Below are 20,413 nucleotides of genomic sequence, written 5' to 3'. Positions count from 1 at the left end.
TATTATAATAATGAAATTAAAATAAAAGTTCTTTCCTTCAAGACGGAATATGATAAAATAATTTTTATAATTTAAAATTAACAATTAATAACGAAATTTCTACTTTAATATTGTATATAGGGGAAGGAGTAGCAAAATGGAAAATAGAAAAGGCTATCATGTAGCAGTTGTGGGTGCAACGGGTGCAGTAGGAGAAAAAATGCTATCAACACTTGAGAGGAGAAATTTCCCGATTTCAAAATTGACGCTTTTGTCATCAGAAAGATCAGCAGGAAAGAAAATCACTTTTAAAGGAGAAGAACATATTGTTCAAGCAGCGAAGCCAGAAAGTTTTGAAGGCGTTGATGTAGCTTTATTCAGCGCAGGAGGAGCTGTTTCTAAACAATTGGCTCCTGAAGCTGCTAAAAGAGGTGCGATTGTTATTGATAATACAAGCGCATTTAGAATGGATCCAGAAGTTCCATTAGTAGTTCCGGAAGTGAATGATGCAGATCTTCATCAACATAAAGGCATTATTGCCAATCCGAATTGCTCTACAATCCAAATGGTTGTAGCTCTAGAGCCAATTAGAAAAGCATTTGGACTGAAAAAAGTTATCGTTTCAACGTACCAAGCTGTTTCAGGAGCTGGAGCAATGGCTATTAAAGAGATGTTAGATCAAACGCAGGCCGTATTGAACGAAGAGCCATTTACACCGGAAATTTTACCTTGTGGATCTGATAAAAAACATTACCAAATTGCTTTTAATGCCATTCCACAAATCGATAAATTCCAGGAAAATGGCTTTACTTTTGAAGAAATGAAAATGATTAATGAAACGAAAAAAATTATGCATATGCCACATCTTCAAGTTGCAGCTACTTGCGTAAGGATTCCGGTCGTGTACGGTCATTCAGAGTCTGTTTATATTGAAGTTGAGAAAGACGGTGTCTCAGTTCAAGACATTAAAGACGTTCTTTCTGGAGCTGAGGGAGTAGTACTTGAGGATAAACCAGAAGAACAAATTTATCCTATGGCCATCAATGCTGCAGGAAAACTTGAAACGTTTGTCGGAAGAATTCGCAAAGATTTGGATAATGATAAAGGCTTCCATATGTGGATTGTTTCTGATAATTTATTGAAAGGTGCTGCATGGAATTCCGTTCAAATCGCGGAAAGATTAATTTCTCTTGGAATTTTAAAATAATATTAAATTACGAAAGGCAAGGCATTATTACAGATAATAGTATGATCAACTTCTAAGAGGTGTCTTCATGAAAATTATCGTCCAAAAATTTGGTGGCACATCGGTGAAGGACGAGGAAGGCCGATTAATGGCTAAAGGCCACATTGTAAATGCTTTAAACGAAGGTTTTAAAGTCGTTGTTGTTGTCTCAGCAATGGGACGAAAAGGGGACCCGTATGCGACTGATACATTACAAAGTCTTGTAGATTTAGCAACGATTAGTAAGCGTGAGCATGATCTATTGCTTTCTTGTGGAGAAACAATTTCGGCCATTGTTTTTTCTAATTTGCTAAATAATCATGGCATTAAGGCGACTGCATTAACCGGAGCCCAAGCTGGTTTTTTAACAAACGAAGAACATACAAATGCAAAAATCATTGAAATGAAATGCGATCGAATTTTAGAGGAGCTAGAAAAACAAGATGTTGTAGTAGTGGCTGGATTTCAAGGGATTTCCCGTACAGGCGAAATAACTACACTTGGAAGAGGCGGCAGTGATACTTCAGCGGCAGCGCTTGGTGCTGCCTTAAATGCTGAATTTATTGATATTTTTACAGATGTAGAGGGGGTCATGACAGCTGACCCACGCATCGTTGAAGGAGCACGGCCTTTACCTATCATTACGTATACCGAAATTTGTAATTTAGCTCATCAAGGGGCAAAAGTCATCCATCCGCGAGCTGTTGAAATTGCAATGCAAGCAAAAGTTCCTCTTCGAATTCGTTCGACGTATTCTGATGGCATTGGCACACTAGTTACATCAGTTGCTTCCCACAATAAGGAAAACGAAATTCGAGATCGTGTTGTTACCGGGATTGCCCATGTTCCAGGGGTTACCCAAATTACAGTAACTGCGGGAAAAGAGCATTACAATATCCAAACAGAAGTTTTTAAAGCGATGGCACAAGAAAATATTAGTGTCGACTTTATTAATATTTCACCGAATGCCATTGTTTATACAGTCATGGATAATATGACAGATCGAGCAATTACAGCTTTGAAGAACCTAGGCTATGAGCCAAAAATCATCCGCAACTGTGCGAAAGTATCAGCTGTCGGCGCAGGGATGACTGGTGTTCCTGGAGTGACTGCCCGTATTGTTAATGCGCTATCTAAAGAGGGAATTCAAATATTACAATCTGCTGATAGCCACACAACTATATGGGTTCTTGTCCATGAAGAAGATATGGTTCGTGCTGTTAACGCTTTGCATGATGAATTTTGTCAAGAATAATAAAAGTTGATCGGGACTATAAAACAATCTATAAGGGGTTGAAAATAATGGTTTTTGGCCGTATTGGGACAGCGATGGTAACACCATTTGATGCAAATGGTAATATTGATTTTGATAAAACTACAGAATTGGTAAACTATTTAATCGAAAATGGAACCGATTCTTTAATCGTAGCAGGAACAACCGGTGAGTCTCCGACCCTTTCAAAAGAAGAAAAGGTTGCTTTATATCGTCATGTCGTAGCAGTAGTAAATGGCAGAGTTCCTGTTGTTGCAGGAACAGGAAGTAACGATACAAAGTCTTCAATTGAGCTTACAAAAAAAGCAGAAGAAGCAGGTGTCGACGGAATAATGCTTGTTGCACCGTACTACAATAAACCTGATCAAGATGGGTTATATGAGCATTTTAAAGCGATCGCTGGCGAAACAAATCTACCGATCATGTTATACAATATTCCTGGAAGATGCGGCGTTAACATTTCAGTTGACACAATTGTAAAACTTGCACAGATCAAAAATATTGTTGCAGTGAAAGAAGCGAGCGGGGATTTGAATGCAATGGCTGAAATCATTTCTCGCACTGATGATGATTTTTATCTATATACTGGTGATGACAGCAACACTCTTCCTGTTCTAGCTATCGGGGGAAGAGGCGTCATTTCAGTTGCTTCACATATCATTGGCAAAGAAATGCAAGAAATGATTACGCTTTTTGAAAAAGGCGAAGTAAAAAAAGCAGCAAAATTGCATCAACGGTTGTTGCCGATCATGAAAGGCTTATTTATCGGCCCTAATCCTGTCCCAGTAAAATATGCCTTAAAAGGAAAAGGCATAGATGTTGGTTCAGTACGTTTACCGCTTGTTCCTTTGCAAAAAGAAAAACAATTGATAATTGATGAACTTTTAAAACAATACTGATAGGTTAAAAATACGAGTCCTTCTTGGGCTCGTATTTTATTTTTTCTCTCTCTTTTTTTAACTACTTCGATAAGGTATAATAAATGCAAGTGACTTTGAGCGGTTCAAAACTGAATAGGAGGATATCAATTGATAAAGCAAGGGAACCATCCAGTCAGAATTTTTGCACTTGGCGGCCTAGGGGAAATCGGGAAAAACATGTATGTTGTCGAAGTGGGCCCCGAAATTTTTGTTATTGATGCTGGATTGAAATTACCTGAAGATGAATTGCTTGGTATCGATGCAGTGATCCCTGATATCACTTATCTAGAAGAAAATGTTGCGCGACTGAAAGGATTTTTTCTAACACATGGACATGAGGATCATATCGGATCTTTATCTTATGTGCTGCGACGTATTAATGTTCCGATTTATGGTACTAAGTTAACGATCGGCTTAGTTGCCAACTTATTGGAAGATTCAGGAGTAAAGCATTTGGCCAATCTGCAAGTCATTGATGCAGATACAATCTTAAATTTTGAATATGCCAGCGTCTCTTTCTTTAGAACAACCCATAGTATTCCCGATTCCGTAGGAGTTGTCATTCATACACCGGACGGAGCAATTGTTCATACCGGTGACTTTAAACTAGATCAAACACCAGCGGATGGAGTTCGTTTTGATTATTACAAAATGGCGAAACTTGGCAAAGAAGGCGTTTTATGCTTAATGTCTGATAGTACAAACGCTGAATGCCCAGGAACAACAGGTTCTGAAAGTTCGGTTGGTGATGAATTGTGCGACTGTATCCGCACAGCGGAAAAACGAGTGATCGTTGCTACCTTTTCCTCAAATATCCACCGCATTCAACAAGTTTTTGATGCAGCTCAAAAAGCGAATCGAAAAGTTGCAATTGTTGGAAATAGCATGAAACGTGCGATTGAAGTTTCAATGGAGCTTGGTTATATTGATGTTTCGGAGAAATTGATCATACCGATTTCAGAAATCGATAAATGGGATGATCACCGTTTAGTCATATTGGCAACAGGTGTCCAAGGAGAGCCTCTTGAGGCTTTGGCTAAAATGGCTGTAAAATCCCATAAACAAACAGCAATTAAACAGGGTGATACTGTAATCATAGCAGCTACAACTATTCCTGGGCATGAAAAGCTCGTATCTAATACAATTGATTTGCTTTTTAGAGCAGGTGCTAATGTTATCTATGGTCAAAGGAAAGTACATGTATCAGGTCATGCTAGCCAAGAAGAATTAAAGATGATGCTAAGCATTATGAATCCCCGCTATTTTATTCCGATTCAAGGGGAATATAAAATGCAGCGTGCCCATGCAAAATTGGCAGAAGCAACTGGAATGAACCGTGATCATATTTTTTTAATGGAAAATGGCGATATTTTTGAATATAAGAATAGCCGTGCGAAGATTGCTGGCAAAGTTCCTGCCGGTAATGTGTTAATAGATGGGCTTGGCATCGGAGATGTAGGAAATATCGTTTTACGCGACCGACGCCTCTTGTCACAAGACGGTATATTAATCGTCGTTGTAACGCTATCGAAAGAAAAAAATCAAATAATTTCAGGACCGGAAATTATTTCAAGAGGCTTTGTATATGTGCGGGAATCTGAGGAATTATTTGGAAAATCTAATGAGATTGTACAACAAATTATTTTAAAATGTTTAAAGGATCGGACAATTGATTGGTCTACATTAAAAACAAATATTCGCGAATCGCTTAGTCACTTTTTATTCGAAAAAACAAAGAGAAGGCCAATGATCTTGCCGATTATTATGGAAATATAAGGGACTGACCGTAATAGGTCAGTTCTTTTTTATTTGCGAAATGTTTTTCCTGAAATTGAGGGTAATGATGATAAAAGCTATTTAAAGAATTAAAAGTAAGTAAGAGATTCATACTATGGATAGTCTATTTCATGAAAGGAGCACCTATATGGGAAATTTTATTGAACATTCACCTAATCATCGATCAGAACAAGATCAAGAAAAAAAAGATATAAAAGAATCTTTAGTTGATAAAATAAACCAACTTGGACAAACAAATGTGCCGCAATTGGGACAAGAATCGAATATTCATTGTTTGACAATTATTGGGCAAATAGAAGGACATGTACAATTGCCACCACAAAATAAGACGACGAAATATGAACATTTAATTCCACAAATTGTTGCGATCGAACAAAATCCAAAGATCGAAGGGCTGTTAATTATATTAAATACAGTAGGTGGAGATGTTGAAGCGGGATTAGCTATTGCTGAAATGATTGCTTCATTATCAAAACCAACTGTATCGATTGTATTAGGTGGCGGTCATTCGATTGGAGTACCGATCGCTGTAAGTGCTGATTATTCGTTTATTGCAGAAACGGCTACGATGACCATTCATCCGGTTCGATTAACAGGTTTAGTCATCGGTGTACCACAAACTTTTGAATATTTAGATAAAATGCAAGATCGGGTTGTTCAATTTGTAACATCACATTCAAATATTACTGAAGATCGTTTTAAAGAATTAATGCTATCAAAAGGAAATTTAACCCGTGATATTGGTACAAATGTCGTCGGTCGGGATGCGGTAAAGTACGGGCTTATTAATGAGGTTGGTGGTGTTGGACAAGCGCTTGCCAAACTGAATGAGCTCATTGAAGAAAGGCGTAAAGCCAATATGCCAAAAGAAGGAGAACTATTGCAATGATCTTATATACTACGATGCCTTCGGAACTAATTTTTCAAGAAAATCATCAATCCTGTTCAAAACAAACGATCATCGAAGTGAACGGATTATCGCTTCTTGTTGAACCTGTCTCCCATGAAGAATGCCGGGTAATTCAAGTTTTGAGCACAAATCCTTATGATTTTTTAAATGACGCAATACAACCTGGATCCCTCCTTTCGTTAAAACCGCAAATAGAAAAATAGCCGCTAAAGCAAATATATGATATAATAAATAACTACAACTCCTTAAGCAGCCTAGAGGTTTGGCTGCTTTCTTTTTGATGAATTTCTTTTTTAAAAATAGAATATTTGGAATTAAACTAGGTGATAAGATGGCAAAATCAAAGAAAAAAAGAGCGGAAAAAAGAGCGATTGATTGGAAAAAAACACTTACCTTTGAACTTGGTGGGCTTGGTATACTAGCAGTCGCAATTATCGCTCTTGCAGATATTGGTGGTGTAGTTGGTAAAGCATTGATCCAATTAGCTCGCTTCTTTTTTGGAGAATGGTATAGCCTCCTTTTAATTGGCCTCTTTTTCTTATCGATTTATTTCATAGTAAAAAGAAAATGGCCATCCTTTTTTACTAGGAGATTAGCAGGTATTTATACTATTTCTGCTGCCCTTTTATTATATTCTCATGTTGAGGTTTTTAATGAAATACATAATCAAGCACCTATCGGAAATCCGTCCATCATTCAAAATACATGGAATCAATTTTGGAGTGAAGTGAAAGGGGGCACATCGAAAGCTTTAGGAGGAGGAATGGCTGGAGCTCTCCTTTTTGCCATTTCTTATTTTTTATTTGGTGCACTAGGAACAAAAATTATCTTTATCTTTTTAATTTTGATCGGTTTAATACTTTTAACAGGTATTTCCATACATGATTTATTCTCAATTGCTGGACAAAAGTTCTTTCAGTTTTTGAAAACCCAATGGATTGCTTTCGTACATGATTGCCGTTCTTTCCTGAAAGGAAGAAAGAAAAAGAGAATAAATGAAAATAGAACGAACAATGAATCGTATGATATCGATGAAAATAAACAAGAAATGATAATTGTTGAACAAGCAGAGGAACTTAGTGAAGAACCGATTATTTCCGATTTTAATGAAATTGCAGGCAATGATGCAAACGCGCCTACTACAGAACGTAGTGATAAGAATGAGAGAAACGGAAATAATAATCAATCAAATGATGGAAATGAAAACGGAGAAAGCCAAGTTGCCATTGACTTTACACAAGTTACGAATGAATCTTACCAACTGCCTCCGCTTGAGTTACTGAAAAAGCCTGTGCATAATAACCAAAACCAAGAAAAAAAATTAATTTCTATTAATGCTCAAAAATTAGAAAAAACGTTTGAAAGTTTTGGAGTAAAAGCTAAAGTTCGGAAAGTCCATTTAGGACCTGCTGTGACTAAGTATGAGGTTCATCCTGATGTCGGGGTAAAAGTAAGTAAAATTGTTAGTCTTAGTGATGATTTAGCATTGGCATTGGCAGCGAAAGATATTCGTATTGAAGCGCCAATTCCGGGGAAATCAGCAATTGGCATAGAAGTGCCAAATCAAGAAGTTGCAATGGTAACACTTAGAGAAGTACTAGAGTCAAAAAATAATCGCCCAGAAGCAAAATTAATGGTGGGACTTGGCCGCGATATTTCAGGGGAAGCAATTTTGGCTGAGCTTAATAAAATGCCTCACTTGCTTGTTGCAGGTGCAACTGGAAGCGGGAAAAGCGTCTGTATTAACGGGATTATTATTAGCTTGATCATGCGGGCAAAACCGCACGAAGTCAAATTAATGATGATTGACCCGAAAATGGTGGAACTGAATATGTATAATGGAATTCCTCATTTATTAACACCCGTTGTAACAGACCCGAAAAAAGCATCACAAGCTTTAAAAAAAGTTGTTGCTGAAATGGAACGGCGATATGAGCTATTTTCCCACACAGGAACAAGAAATATTGAAGGGTATAATGAACATGTTCGCATTCATAATGAAAAAACAGGCGAAAAGCAGCCAGAGCTTCCATATATTGTTGTTATCGTTGATGAATTAGCGGACTTAATGATGGTTGCATCAAGCGATGTTGAGGAAGCAATTACAAGGCTTGCACAGATGGCGCGTGCGGCAGGTATCCATTTAATTATTGCAACACAACGTCCTTCCGTTGATGTCATTACAGGTGTAATAAAAGCAAATATCCCTTCCAGAATTGCGTTTAGTGTATCATCATCTATTGATTCAAGAACTATTTTAGATATGGGTGGCGCGGAAAAATTACTTGGTAGAGGGGATATGTTATTTTTACCTGTCGGAGCATCTAAACCAATCCGTATTCAGGGTGCTTTTGTATCGGATGCCGAAGTTGAAGAAGTTGTCGAACATGTTATATCTCAACAAAAGGCCCAATATCAAGAGGATATGATGCCATCTGAAGAAAGCGATGTCGAGGTTGAAATTGATGATGAGTTATTTAATGATGCCGTTGATCTGGTAGTTGAAATGCAAACCGCTTCAGTATCAATGCTGCAAAGACGCTTTCGTATCGGATATACTAGAGCAGCGAGACTTATTGATGCAATGGAGGCAAAAGGAATTGTTGGACCTTATGAAGGAAGTAAACCACGTGCAGTTTTAATATCTAAAACAAAAGACGAAGTATCAAATTAATAAAAGAGGAAGCTGGAGGTTAGAATGAGTATTAAATCGGATACAGATCATCTTTATTTGGAAATCGTTGATCGAATTAAAAAAGATATTGATCGTGGCATCTATAAAGAGGATGAGAAACTGCCATCCGAATTTGATTTGGCGAAACAGTTGGGAGTTTCAAGACAAATTGTGCGTGAAGCTTTGCGTGTGCTTGAAGAAGAAAACATTATCGTCCATAGACATGGTGTAGGAACCTTTGTAAACCCGAAACCACTATTTACTTCCGGCATTGAAGAATTATTTAGTGTCACCGAGATGATTAAACGGGTAGGAAAGAAGCCTGGAACAATTTTTATTTCTTCAACTTCAAGAAAAGCAACGGAAGATGATGTAAATAAGTTCAATTGCAGCAAAGATGAAGAAATAGTGATTATCGAACGTGTTCGCACATCTGATGATGAACCTGTTGTTTACTGTATTGATCAAATTCCAAAATCAATTTTACCGAAAAACTTCACCCATGAATCGGGTTCGATTTTTGATTTATTTGAAAGGGAAGCGGGCTGCTATATTTCATATGCAGTGACGACGATAGAACCTTTAGGTTTTTCTGAAAAAATCTCACCAATTTTGCATTGTGAAGTAGATGCTTCTTTACTTGTAATGAAACAAATGCATTTTGATCAAAATGACAATCCCGTTTTTTATTCTTGTAATTATTTCCGGGCAGATAAATTCAGTTTTCATGTTTTGCGGAAACGTTCATAAAGAAATGAAAAAAATCGAATACGGAACTATCCGTTTATTTTTATAATTTTAGAGAAAACATAGTGACGAATAAGGATTTTTTTCAAGATGCGAGTTAGGAGGGAATTGAATGAATCTTGTGAAGGAAGAAACTGTCTCCATGAAGGGCTTCACATTACATGGGATCGAAACACTCAAATATAAAACAAATACGATTGCTCTAAAGCTGAAATCCCCTTTACAAGATGGGACAGTGACAAAAAGAGCGCTCCTTCCTTATGTTCTGCAAAGTGCGACGAAAAATTTCCCGTCGGCACTCAAATTACGTACAAGACTTGATGATCTATATGGGGCCTCTTTAAACGTCGATGTTTCTAAAAAAGGTGAATTCCAAATAATAACAATACGCATGGATATTGCTAATGAAAAATATTTAAATGAACAGACACCGCTATTGGAACAAGGTTTGAAATTAATGGCGGAAATTTTACTTGAACCGCTATCCGAAAATGGAGCCTTCTCGAAAGCAATCGTTGATAAAGAAAAGAGGGCATTAAAACAGCGCATCCAAGCCATTTACGATGATAAAATGCGTTATGCTAACATGCGCCTTATTCAAGAAATGTGCGAAGGGGAGCCTTATCGATTAAATGCTTATGGCAATATCGAAGATCTTGACGATATAGATGCCCAATCGCTATATGATTATTACAAATCGGTGTTAACAGATGATGAAATCGATTTATACATTGTCGGCGATATAAAAGTGAGTGAAGTAAAAACAATCGTCGAAAAGGTATTTCGCATGCCAGATAGCCGCTCATCTCAAATTGCTAAGACCAAGGTAAGCTATATCCCCAAAAAAATTGTTAATGTTAAAGAGATTATTGAGGAACAGGATGTAAAACAAGGGAAGTTACATATCGGATGTAGGACAAATGTAACTTACCAAGATGACGATTATTTTGCTTTACAAGTGTACAATGGTATTTTTGGAGGATTTTCCCATTCGAAATTGTTTATTAACGTAAGGGAAAAAGAAAGTTTAGCTTATTATGCGGCATCAAGGTTTGAAAGTCATAAAGGGCTTTTAATGATCATGAGTGGGATCGAATCTCAAAATTATAAAAAATGTGTCGACATAATAAAAAAACAGTTGGAAGATATGAGAAATGGGAATTTTACCGATAAGGAAATTATACAAACAAAAGCGGTGTTAAAAAATCAAATATTAGAAACACTTGATACTGCAAGTGGGTTGATAGAGGTCCTTTACCATAATGTCGTTTCGGAAGTTCATCGCCCTTTGGAAGATTGGATTACAAAAATAGATGAAGTTACAAAAGATGAGATTCAAGCTGTTGCGAATAAAGTTGAGCTTGATACGATATACTTCCTAAAGGGATTGGAGGGAGCGTAGCGATGGAGAAAATTGTTTTTGAACAACTTAAAGAAACTTTGTATTATGAAAAATTAAACAATGGACTTCGTGTTTACCTTTTACCAAAAGAAGGTTTCAATAAAACTTATGCTACCTTTACAACAAAATACGGAAGTATAGATAATCGCTTTATCCCTTTAGGAAAAAGCGAAGCAATCCATGTTCCTGATGGAATTGCCCATTTTTTAGAACATAAACTATTTGAAAAAGAAGATGGCGATGTCTTCCAGAAGTTCAGCGAACAAGGAGCATCGGCAAACGCGTTTACTTCCTTCACAAGAACGGCCTATTTATTTTCAAGTACTGCAAATGTTAAAGAAAACTTGGAAACATTAATCGACTTTGTACAAAGTCCTTATTTCACTAACGAAACTGTTGAAAAAGAGAAAGGAATTATTGGCCAAGAAATTAAGATGTATGATGATAATCCGGATTGGCGTGTCTATTACGGACTCATTGAAAATATGTACAAAAATCATCCAGTCAAAATTGATATTGCTGGAACAATTGAATCGATCTCAAAGATTACAAAAGATCTTTTGTATACTTGTTATGAAACTTTTTATCATCCAAGCAATATGCTTCTTTTCGTTGTTGGTCCTATTGATGTAAATAAAACAATGGAACAAATTCGTTCAAATCAAAGTAAAAAACAATTTAGGGAAGCACCAGAAATTAAGAGGTTTTTTGATGAAGAACCGATAGAAGTTACAAAAGACAAACAAGTATTAAAAATGTCAGTAAAAACATCGAAATGTTTAGTTGGTTTTAAAGCGAAAAATCCAACGAGAAGAGGAAAAGAGTTATTAACACGTGAGCTGACTATTAATGTATTATTGGATTTATTGTTCGGGAAAAGTTCGCAATATTATGAGGAGCTTTATAACGATGGTTTAATAGATGATAGTTTTTCCTATGATTATTCGGAAGAATATGGTTTTGGTTTTTCAATGATTGGCGGGGATACGGAGAAGCCAGATGAACTAGCTGACCGTTTAAAAAATATAATGTTGAACTTTGACGAAAGTAAACTTTCCACTGATTATTTAGCTCGAATAAAAAAGAAAAAAATCGGATCATTTTTACGTGCATTTAACTCACCTGAATTTATCGCTAATCAATTTACAAGGTACCAATTTAATGGTATGAATTTATTTGATATTATATCTGTCCTAGAAGGAGTCAGCATGGAGCAAATACGAATGGTGGCAGACGATTTATTTGATGAAAAATGTTTTACCGTTTGTCAAGTTGTTCCGAAATAATGATTGTGTTCGATTTTCTTGGTTAAAAATCTAGAAAAAAGAATGATCGAAGTCTAGCCAACAATTTTATTTTACGGTGTTGGTTAGAAATGAATGAGTTGCGCCCGAACAATAAAACTTTGGGCGCTTTTGATTTGGAGTGGTTGATTTTGGAAAAATGGGCGTTAATTACCGGTGCAAGTGGGGGAATCGGATTAGCAATCGCACAATCTTTAGCTGATGATGGTTATAATCTTTATTTGCACTACAATCAAAATGAAGAGCCTGTTAAAAGACTAGCTGAACAATTAACTGTTCGTTGTCAGTTAATTCGTGCTGATTTATCTAGTCCAACAGGATATTTGGAAATATCAAAGCATATTTTCCATAATATTGATGTATTAATTTTAAATGCTGGTCAAAGTCATGTCGGTTTAGTGACAGATATTTCAGATGAAGAAGTAAACAAAATGGTTCAACTTCATATTACAAGCCCTTTTTTACTTACAAAACAGTTATTGCCGATGATGATTCGCAAAAAATACGGAAAAATTATTGTTATTTCTTCTGTATGGGGTATTGTGGGCGCTTCATGTGAAGTCCTTTATTCTATGGTCAAAGGTGGACAAAACACGTTCGTTAAAGCGCTGGCTAAAGAACTTGCCCCATCGGGAATTAATGTCAACGGGGTGGCCCCTGGTCCGATCGAAACAAGTATGCTTCATATGTTTTCTGAAGAAGACAAACAAGCAATTCTTGATGAAATTCCAATGGGCCGTTTTGGCAAACCGGAAGAAATTGCCCATGCAGTTTCTTTTTTAATATCTGAGAAGGCGTCCTACATCAATGGAGAAATATTAAATATTAATGGAGCATGGTATACGTGAATAATTTCTAATCAATGAGGCATGATAAATGTTGAATAAATCTCTAAGGAGTGATGATCATGTCTGTATTGGATAATTTTGAACAATGGAAAGACTTTTTACAAAACAGAATGGAGCAAGCGCAAGAACAAGGGCTTGACCAACAAACGATTTCTAATCTTGCATATGAAGTTGGGGAATATTTAGCAAAAGAAGTACAACCAAAAAATCCTGAAGAAAAATTATTGAAAGAGCTCTGGAATGTTGCTTCTCCTGAAGAGCAACATGCAATTGCTAACATGATGGTAAAATTAGTTCAAAAATCTTAATTTCGCTAAAAAGAGAGGCTTCCATTGAACCTCTCTTTAATTTTTCATACAATTATGTTAAAAAAATATGTCCAATGAGAAATTTGTCGGTAATTGGTTTAATGTTCTTTTCTATTACCATAAAATCATTTATTATAGTAATAGTTAGAAAGGTGGAAGGAAAATTCCACCAATATTAATACATTTGGGAGGATGATGATGGAAAAGGAAGAATGGTATTTAGAATATGAAATTGTCATTAACCGTCCAGGCCTCCTAGGGGATATATCTTCATTATTAGGTATGTTGTCTATTAATATAGTTACAATAAATGGTGTAGAGACGATGCGTCGTGGTTTGCTGATCAAATGTGAAAAACAGCAGCAAATCGAAAGGCTAGAATCAATCCTTCAGACAATTGAAAATATTAGAATAACAAAATTGCGCAGGCCAACACTAAGAGATCGTTTAGCCGTAAGACATGGCCGTTATATCCATCGTGAAAAAGACGATAAAAAAACATTTCGATTTATTCGCGCTGAAATAGGTCTTCTCGTTGACTTCATGGCAGAACTTTTTAAGAAAAATGAACATAAATTAATTGGAATCCGAGGTATGCCTCGAGTTGGCAAAACTGAATCGATCGTTGCAGCCAGCGTTTGTGCGAATAAAAGATGGGTATTTGTTTCCTCGACATTGTTAAAACAAACAATCCGTAGTCAATTGCTGGAGGATGAATACTATAATGACCATTTATACATAATTGATGGAGTTGTTTCAACGAAAAGAGCCCCTGAATCACATTGGCAATTAGTAAGGGAAATCATGCGAATGGATGCAGTAAAGGTTGTAGAGCATCCTGACATTTTTGTTCGCCACACTGAATTTACACTTGATGATTTTGATTATATAATTGAGCTTCGGAATGATTATGATGAAGATATTACATATGATGTTGTTGAACAACAATTTTCTTCAGAATCTGGATTTGGCTTTTCAAATTTTGATTTTTAATATAAAAACGGATGGTGTTATCATTGACTGAGCTGGGAAAACGGTTAGTGGAAGCGAGAAAACAAAAAAATCTTACTTTGGACGAATTGCAGGCAATGACAAAAATACAAAAAAGGTATTTGCAAGCAATCGAAGATGGAAACTTAGATATTTTACCAGGAAAGTTCTATGCAAGAGCGTTTATTAAGCAATACGCTGAAGCGGTAGGACTTGATCCTGAAAGACTTTTTGATGAGTATGCTTCGGAAATACCAAAAACCGAAACAGAACCAACTGAAGTCCTAAACAGTTTATCAAGAAGACAACGGAAGAAAAGTACTGTTTCAAGCCAAACATCAAATTTATTGGCTTCAATACTTCCAAAACTATTAATAGCTCTCTTGGTTATATGTGTTGTCGTTTTTTTATGGTTATTTTTCCAAGATAAGCAAGGGAGTGAGAATGCTGAAAATGTAAAAACGGAAGAACCGCCTGTTGAAAGTCAGCAAGATGAAAATATTACAATTATAAATCCGAGTGAAGAAAATATACCTGAAGAAACAGATGAAGAGGAAGCTGAAGAGACAATGGACAATGAGGAAGAGCAAAGTCAAAATGAAACAGTTCCAGAAGAACCTATTCAACAATTAGTCCAAATTGAACAGAAAAATGGGAGTTCACCATTGACCGTTTATGAATTGACAGGTGCAGAGGAGTTTCTCGTCGAAATAACAGCAGCACCAAATGGGAGAAGCTATGTCGGTATTGAAAATGGTCTTGGGAAATCATTTTATGCTGGAGAGGTAAAAAACGGAGAAAAGCTTTCATATGACTTTACAGCAGAACAAGAAATTATGTTAAATGTCGGGCGAACCCTCGATGTTTCCATTAAAATTAATGGTCAAGATTTTGCCTATCCATTTACACCTAATGAAAAAGTTCATCAAAAAATCAAAATTAAATTCATAAAAGAGAGCCAACAATGACGGAAAGGCTGTCTTATAGTGTTCGGCACTTTTGGAAATACTGAAACGTACATCATCGTTTTTTTGTGCCTAGCGCTTAGGACAGCCCCTTTCATGGAATGTAGATAGGAGGCACTTAGCTTGAATTTACCAAATAAAATTACGATTTCACGAATCCTCATGATCCCTATTTTTTTAATTTTTATGTTAGTTCCCATGCCTTTTGGCGAAATTTATCTGATCAATGATTCGATACCAGTTGCCCATTTTATCGGAGCAATTATTTTTATTCTGGCATCGACAACTGATTGGATTGATGGACATTTGGCTCGAAAGAATAATTTGGTGACGAATCTAGGGAAATTTCTTGATCCATTAGCTGATAAATTGCTAGTTTCTGCAGCTTTAATAACATTAGTAGAACTGCAGCTGGCACCTTCATGGATGGTCATTGTCATTATTAGCAGGGAATTTGCTGTAACTGGCTTAAGATTAGTCGCAGCTGGTGAAGGGCAGGTTATGGCTGCTGGTAAGCTTGGAAAACTTAAAACAGTGTTTCAAATTATCGCTATCTCAGCTCTATTGCTTCATAATGTGCCATTTGAAAAATATAATATTCCATTAGGAGATATTGCTTTATGGATTGCAGTAGTCTTAACAATTATTTCCGGATGGGAATATTTTGCGAAAAACATGCATGTTTTTAAAAATTCAAAGTAATAGGTGTGATGATCAGTGAATGCGGAACTCATTGCCGTTGGCACGGAGCTTTTATTAGGGCAAATTGTAAATACAAATGCCCAATTTCTTTCGAAGGAACTCGCGAATCTTGGGATAAATGTTTATCACCATTCAGTTGTGGGTGATAATCAAACTCGTCTGCAGCAAGTTATTGAAATAGCTCAAAAAAGATCGAACTTAATTATTTTTACGGGTGGACTAGGTCCGACAAAAGATGATTTAACGAAAGAAACTGTTGCTGAAGTTTTAGACCTTCCTTTAGTAGAAGACGAGAATGTTTTGCTAGACATTAGCGATTATTTTAAAAAACAGAATCGGATGATGCCGGAAAATAATCGTAAGCAAGCGCTTATTTTGAAAGGTTCCACCATTTTGCCAAACCATGTTGGAACCGCCCCCGGGATTGCAATTAAGAAAGATAACATTGTTTACATGCTTCTTCCTGGACCGCCTGCAGAGATGAAACCAATGTTTATCAACTACGGACGGCCATTTTTGCTTGAACAATTGAAAATAAAGGAATACATTGAATCAAAAGTACTTAAGTTTTTCGGGATCGGTGAATCTAAACTTGAAACAGAAATTCTTGATTTAATCGAAGCGCAAACGAACCCAACGATTGCTCCAGTCATTGAAGATGGCGAAGCAACGATAAGGCTGACGGCAAAGGGGACATCCCTTGAAGATGTACGAAAGATGTTAGAGGAATTGGAGAGAAAAATACTTGACCGTGTTGGCCAATATTTTTACGGTTATAATAATACGACCTTGTATAAAGAAGTTTTCGAACTTTTAAAGAAGAAAAAAATGTCTATTTCCAGTGCGGAAAGTTTAACCGGTGGCGGATTTGCTCATGAATTAACAAATTTTGCTGGTTCGTCTAGCATTTTTAAAGGAAGTATTGTTTGCTACGATACAGAAGTTAAAAAGGATATATTAAAGGTACCACTTGAAGTAATTGAAATCGAAGGTGTTGTAAGCAATACTTGTGCAAAGTATATGGCTGAAAATGTACGCCAATTATTAAAGACAGATATTGGCATTAGTTTTACCGGTGTTGCCGGCCCGGATATGCAAGAAGGCAAATCTGTTGGAACAGTTTTTGTCGGTATTGCGTTTAAAGGGCAGGAGACGAAAGTGTTTCCATTGAATTTGGCTGGGAGCCGTAGTACAATCCGTAAAAAATCTATTAAACATGGTTATTTTCATTTGTTAAAAATTTTACAATCTATGTAGAAATTAAAAATTCAGGAGATTTTTCTTCTGAATTTTTAATTTTTCTTGATGGTTTAACATTTTCGAGCACATTTTTTTGGAATTTCAAACGAATAGACGTTCGATTTAATTGTTGGCAAAATGAAAAAAAACAGGTATGATAGTGATAGTTTATAAGAAGGAGGATTTCATTTAATGAATGATCGTAAACTCGCCCTTGAGCAAGCATTAAGGCAAATTGAAAAGCAATTTGGCAAAGGATCTATAATGAAATTAGGTGAGCAAACGGAAAGAAAACTGGCGACTGTATCAAGTGGGTCTTTAGCACTTGATATTGCTCTTGGAATAGGCGGTTATCCGCGCGGTAGAATTATCGAAGTGTACGGACCGGAAAGTTCAGGTAAAACAACAGTAGCGCTTCATGCGATTGCAGAAGTCCAAGAACAAGGCGGTACAGCAGCATTTATCGATGCAGAACACGCGCTTGATCCAATTTATGCTGAAAAACTGGGTGTTAATATTGATGAATTATTGTTATCCCAACCGGATACAGGCGAGCAGGCCCTTGAAATTGCAGAAGCGCTTGTCCGAAGCGGAGCTGTAGATATTATTGTTATTGACTCTGTTGCAGCATTAGTACCGAAAGCTGAAATTGAAGGTGAAATGGGAGATGCCCATGTTGGTTTACAAGCCCGCCTCATGTCTCAAGCATTACGAAAATTATCTGGTGCTATTAACAAATCAAAAACAATTGCAATCTTTATTAACCAAATCCGCGAAAAGGTTGGCGTAATGTTCGGAAATCCTGAAACAACCCCAGGTGGTAGAGCTTTAAAATTTTACTCTTCTATTCGTTTAGAAGTGCGTCGTGCCGAAACAATTAAACAAGGTAATGACATGGTAGGAAGCAAAACGAAAATTAAAGTAGTCAAAAATAAAGTGGCTCCTCCATTTAAAACAGCAGATGTAGACATCATGTATGGAGAAGGAATTTCTAAAGAAGGAGAGCTCCTTGATATTGCTTCGGAATTAGATATTATCCAAAAAAGCGGTGCATGGTATTCCTTTAATGATGAACGGTTAGGGCAAGGCCGTGAAAACGCCAAGCAGTTCCTTAAAGAAAATCGAGATGTTTATCACCAGATTGAAGCGCAAGTCCGAGCTCATTATGGACTAGATGATGCAGGCCATATTTCCGATGTTGAAAACACAGCCGCACAAGAAGATTTATTTTCATAATAAAAGTTTTATAGAATGAAGCGTTCGGAGTTCGGACGCTTCTTTTTTGCGGAAATGTAAGAGACTTGACAATGGATATTTCGACCTTTACAATTAAACTGTATAATTTCACTATTTTTAGATATTGAAAATTATGGAAAACATGTGCTGTATGTTAAACATTTGAGGTGGGAATTTCCTTCCATCAAAACAAGAAGTTGATTGTTTATACAATCAAGATGTACAAGTCAATAGCAAGAGGAGGTGAAATGATGGACCTAATAAAAATCATCTCCGTTTTGCTTGCCATGCTTGTCAGTGCAGTTGTTGGTTATTATATAAGAAAATCCATTGCAGAAGCTAAAATTTCCAGTGCGGAACATGCAGCGCAACAAATTATCGAAGATGCCAAACGTGAAGCTGAAGCATCCAAGAAGGAAGCGCTTCTTGAAGCAAAGGATGAAAATCATAGAATTCGTACTGAAGCGGAGCGTGAAATCCGTGAACGAAGGAGCGAGTTGCAGAAACAAGAAAATCGTTTAATGCAAAAGGAAGAGATTCTTGATCGTAAAAGTGAAAGTTTGGATAAACGGGAAGCAACGCTTGAAAAGAAAGAAGAATCTCTTGCTAAAAGACAACAGCATATTGAAGAGTTGGAAAGCAAAATGGATGAAATGGTTCGTCAGCAACAAGCGGAACTTGAACGAATTTCAGGATTATCCAGAGAAGAAGCAAGACAGATTATCATGGAAAATCTTGAAAAAGAACTTGCATATGAAGCTGCAGTCATGATTAAAGAAAATGAAAACCGCATTAAGGAAGAGTCAGACAAAAGAGCAAAGGAAATTATTTCACTTGCCATCCAAAGATGTGCTGCAGATCATGTTGCCGAGACAACCGTTTCTGTCGTTAATTTGCCTAACGATGAAATGAAAGGGCGAATTATCGGTCGTGAAGGCCGGAATATACGAACGATTGAAACGTTAACGGGAATAGATCTGATTATAGATGACACTCCTGAAGCTGTAATTTTATCTGGCTTTGATCCAATCCGTCGTGAGACAGCAAGACTTGCTCTGGAAAAGCTTGTTCAAGATGGTCGTATTCATCCGGCCAGAATTGAAGAAATGGTCGATAAATCTAGAAGAGAAGTGGATGAACATATACGTGAAGTTGGAGAACAAGCAACATTTGAAGTTGGCGTTCATGGTTTACATCCAGACTTAATTAAAATTTTGGGCCGATTAAAATATCGGACAAGTTACGGGCAAAACGTACTTAAGCACTCCATTGAAGTTGCCCATTTAACTGGATTAATGGCTGCAGAATTAGGTGAGGATATTACCCTTGCTAAAAGAGCAGGTCTCCTTCATGATATCGGAAAAGCGATTGACCATGAAGTTGAAGGCAGTCATGTTGAAATTGGGGTTGAGCTTGCGACGAAATATAAAGAACATCCAGTTGTTATCAACAGTATTGCTTCTCACCATGGGGACACGGAAGCAACGTCAATTATTGCCGTTCTTGTTGCAGCAGCTGATGCTTTATCTGCTGCAAGACCTGGTTCAAGAAGTGAAACATTAGAGAACTATATTCGAAGATTGGAAAAACTTGAGGAAATTTCCGAATCCTATGAAGGTGTAGAAAAATCCTATGCAATACAAGCTGGTCGTGAAATACGAATTATGGTTAAACCAGATGCTGTGGATGATTTAGAAGCTCATAAGCTTGCAAGAGATATCCGCAAGAGAATTGAAAATGAATTAGATTATCCAGGCCATATAAAAGTGACTGTAATCCGCGAAACACGCGCGGTTGAGTATGCAAAATAAAAAAAGAAGTGGTGAGTTTTCACCACTTCTTTTTTTAAAGATTAAAAATTAAAATGTTACAGATCCCGTTTTTTTCCCTAAAA

The 20,413-nt window shown here is 36.7% G+C and carries 18 protein-coding genes; all 18 read left to right on the top strand.

The window, feature by feature from the left end:
• Positions 1–136 precede the first annotated feature (136 nt).
• The 18 genes from HR057_RS05030 (at position 137) to rny (ending at position 20,330) form a co-directional block, all read left to right on the top strand.
• Positions 137–1,186: an aspartate-semialdehyde dehydrogenase gene (locus HR057_RS05030; protein ID WP_173730331.1), complete on the top strand. Its 1,050-nt coding sequence runs from the start codon at positions 137–139 to the stop codon at positions 1,184–1,186.
• Positions 1,187–1,253: 67 nt separating this feature from the next.
• Positions 1,254–2,459, top strand: coding sequence for an aspartate kinase (gene dapG / locus HR057_RS05025; RefSeq protein ID WP_173730330.1), 1,206 nt, complete (start codon positions 1,254–1,256; stop codon positions 2,457–2,459).
• A 44-nt stretch (positions 2,460–2,503) separates the two neighbouring features.
• Positions 2,504–3,376 (top strand): 4-hydroxy-tetrahydrodipicolinate synthase, encoded by an 873-nt coding sequence (gene dapA / locus HR057_RS05020; RefSeq protein ID WP_173730470.1) that lies wholly within the window; start codon positions 2,504–2,506, stop codon positions 3,374–3,376.
• Between the two features lie 132 nt (positions 3,377–3,508).
• Positions 3,509–5,173: a ribonuclease J gene (locus tag HR057_RS05015; protein WP_374724050.1), complete on the top strand. Its 1,665-nt coding sequence runs from the start codon at positions 3,509–3,511 to the stop codon at positions 5,171–5,173.
• A gap of 148 nt (positions 5,174–5,321) precedes the next feature.
• Entirely contained in the window at positions 5,322–6,083 is a 762-nt protein-coding gene (locus tag HR057_RS05010; protein ID WP_173730328.1) for a ClpP family protease, read from the top strand.
• Positions 6,080–6,307: a YlzJ-like family protein gene (locus tag HR057_RS05005; RefSeq protein WP_173730327.1), complete on the top strand. Its 228-nt coding sequence runs from the start codon at positions 6,080–6,082 to the stop codon at positions 6,305–6,307. The genes HR057_RS05010 and HR057_RS05005 overlap by 4 nt, the downstream gene beginning before the upstream one ends.
• 128 nt (positions 6,308–6,435) lie before the next feature.
• Positions 6,436–8,778 carry a DNA translocase FtsK gene (locus HR057_RS05000; protein ID WP_173730326.1) on the top strand — a complete coding sequence of 781 codons (2,343 nt, stop codon included), beginning with the start codon at positions 6,436–6,438 and terminating at the stop codon, positions 8,776–8,778.
• Positions 8,779–8,802: 24 nt separating this feature from the next.
• Positions 8,803–9,528, top strand: coding sequence for a GntR family transcriptional regulator (locus tag HR057_RS04995; protein WP_173730325.1), 726 nt, complete (start codon positions 8,803–8,805; stop codon positions 9,526–9,528).
• Between the two features lie 109 nt (positions 9,529–9,637).
• A complete protein-coding gene (yfmF, locus tag HR057_RS04990) occupies positions 9,638–10,927 on the top strand; it encodes an EF-P 5-aminopentanol modification-associated protein YfmF (RefSeq protein WP_173730324.1) in 1,290 nt (429 codons plus the stop codon).
• Between the two features lie 2 nt (positions 10,928–10,929).
• On the top strand, positions 10,930–12,213 hold the full coding sequence (yfmH, locus tag HR057_RS04985) for an EF-P 5-aminopentanol modification-associated protein YfmH (protein ID WP_173730323.1): 1,284 nt from the start codon (positions 10,930–10,932) through the stop codon (positions 12,211–12,213).
• Between the two features lie 149 nt (positions 12,214–12,362).
• The gene (ymfI, locus tag HR057_RS04980; RefSeq protein ID WP_173730469.1) at positions 12,363–13,079 is read left to right on the top strand and encodes an elongation factor P 5-aminopentanone reductase; all 717 of its coding nucleotides are present in this window, start codon (positions 12,363–12,365) and stop codon (positions 13,077–13,079) included.
• 59 nt (positions 13,080–13,138) lie between these two features.
• Positions 13,139–13,387: a DUF3243 domain-containing protein gene (locus HR057_RS04975; RefSeq protein WP_173730322.1), complete on the top strand. Its 249-nt coding sequence runs from the start codon at positions 13,139–13,141 to the stop codon at positions 13,385–13,387.
• A gap of 198 nt (positions 13,388–13,585) precedes the next feature.
• Complete coding sequence (locus tag HR057_RS04970) at positions 13,586–14,380, top strand: DUF3388 domain-containing protein (RefSeq protein ID WP_173730321.1); 795 nt, start codon at positions 13,586–13,588, stop codon at positions 14,378–14,380.
• Positions 14,381–14,394: 14 nt separating this feature from the next.
• Positions 14,395–15,345 carry a helix-turn-helix domain-containing protein gene (locus HR057_RS04965; protein ID WP_329955840.1) on the top strand — a complete coding sequence of 317 codons (951 nt, stop codon included), beginning with the start codon at positions 14,395–14,397 and terminating at the stop codon, positions 15,343–15,345.
• Positions 15,346–15,465: 120 nt separating this feature from the next.
• Positions 15,466–16,044 carry a CDP-diacylglycerol--glycerol-3-phosphate 3-phosphatidyltransferase gene (gene pgsA, locus HR057_RS04960; RefSeq protein WP_173730319.1) on the top strand — a complete coding sequence of 193 codons (579 nt, stop codon included), beginning with the start codon at positions 15,466–15,468 and terminating at the stop codon, positions 16,042–16,044.
• Positions 16,045–16,059: 15 nt separating this feature from the next.
• Entirely contained in the window at positions 16,060–17,301 is a 1,242-nt protein-coding gene (locus tag HR057_RS04955) for a competence/damage-inducible protein A (protein ID WP_173730318.1), read from the top strand.
• Between the two features lie 174 nt (positions 17,302–17,475).
• Positions 17,476–18,519, top strand: coding sequence for a recombinase RecA (gene recA / locus HR057_RS04950; protein ID WP_173730317.1), 1,044 nt, complete (start codon positions 17,476–17,478; stop codon positions 18,517–18,519).
• Positions 18,520–18,770: 251 nt separating this feature from the next.
• Positions 18,771–20,330: a ribonuclease Y gene (gene rny, locus HR057_RS04945; RefSeq protein ID WP_196237855.1), complete on the top strand. Its 1,560-nt coding sequence runs from the start codon at positions 18,771–18,773 to the stop codon at positions 20,328–20,330.
• The last annotated feature ends 83 nt before the right edge of the window (positions 20,331–20,413 follow it).

This window comes from Calidifontibacillus erzurumensis, from assembly GCF_013303125.1.
Classification (GTDB): Bacteria; Bacillota; Bacilli; order Bacillales; family Bacillaceae_J; genus Calidifontibacillus; species Calidifontibacillus erzurumensis.
Note: the sequence above shows the minus strand (reverse complement) of the source record. Positions and strands in the feature narration are given on the sequence as shown.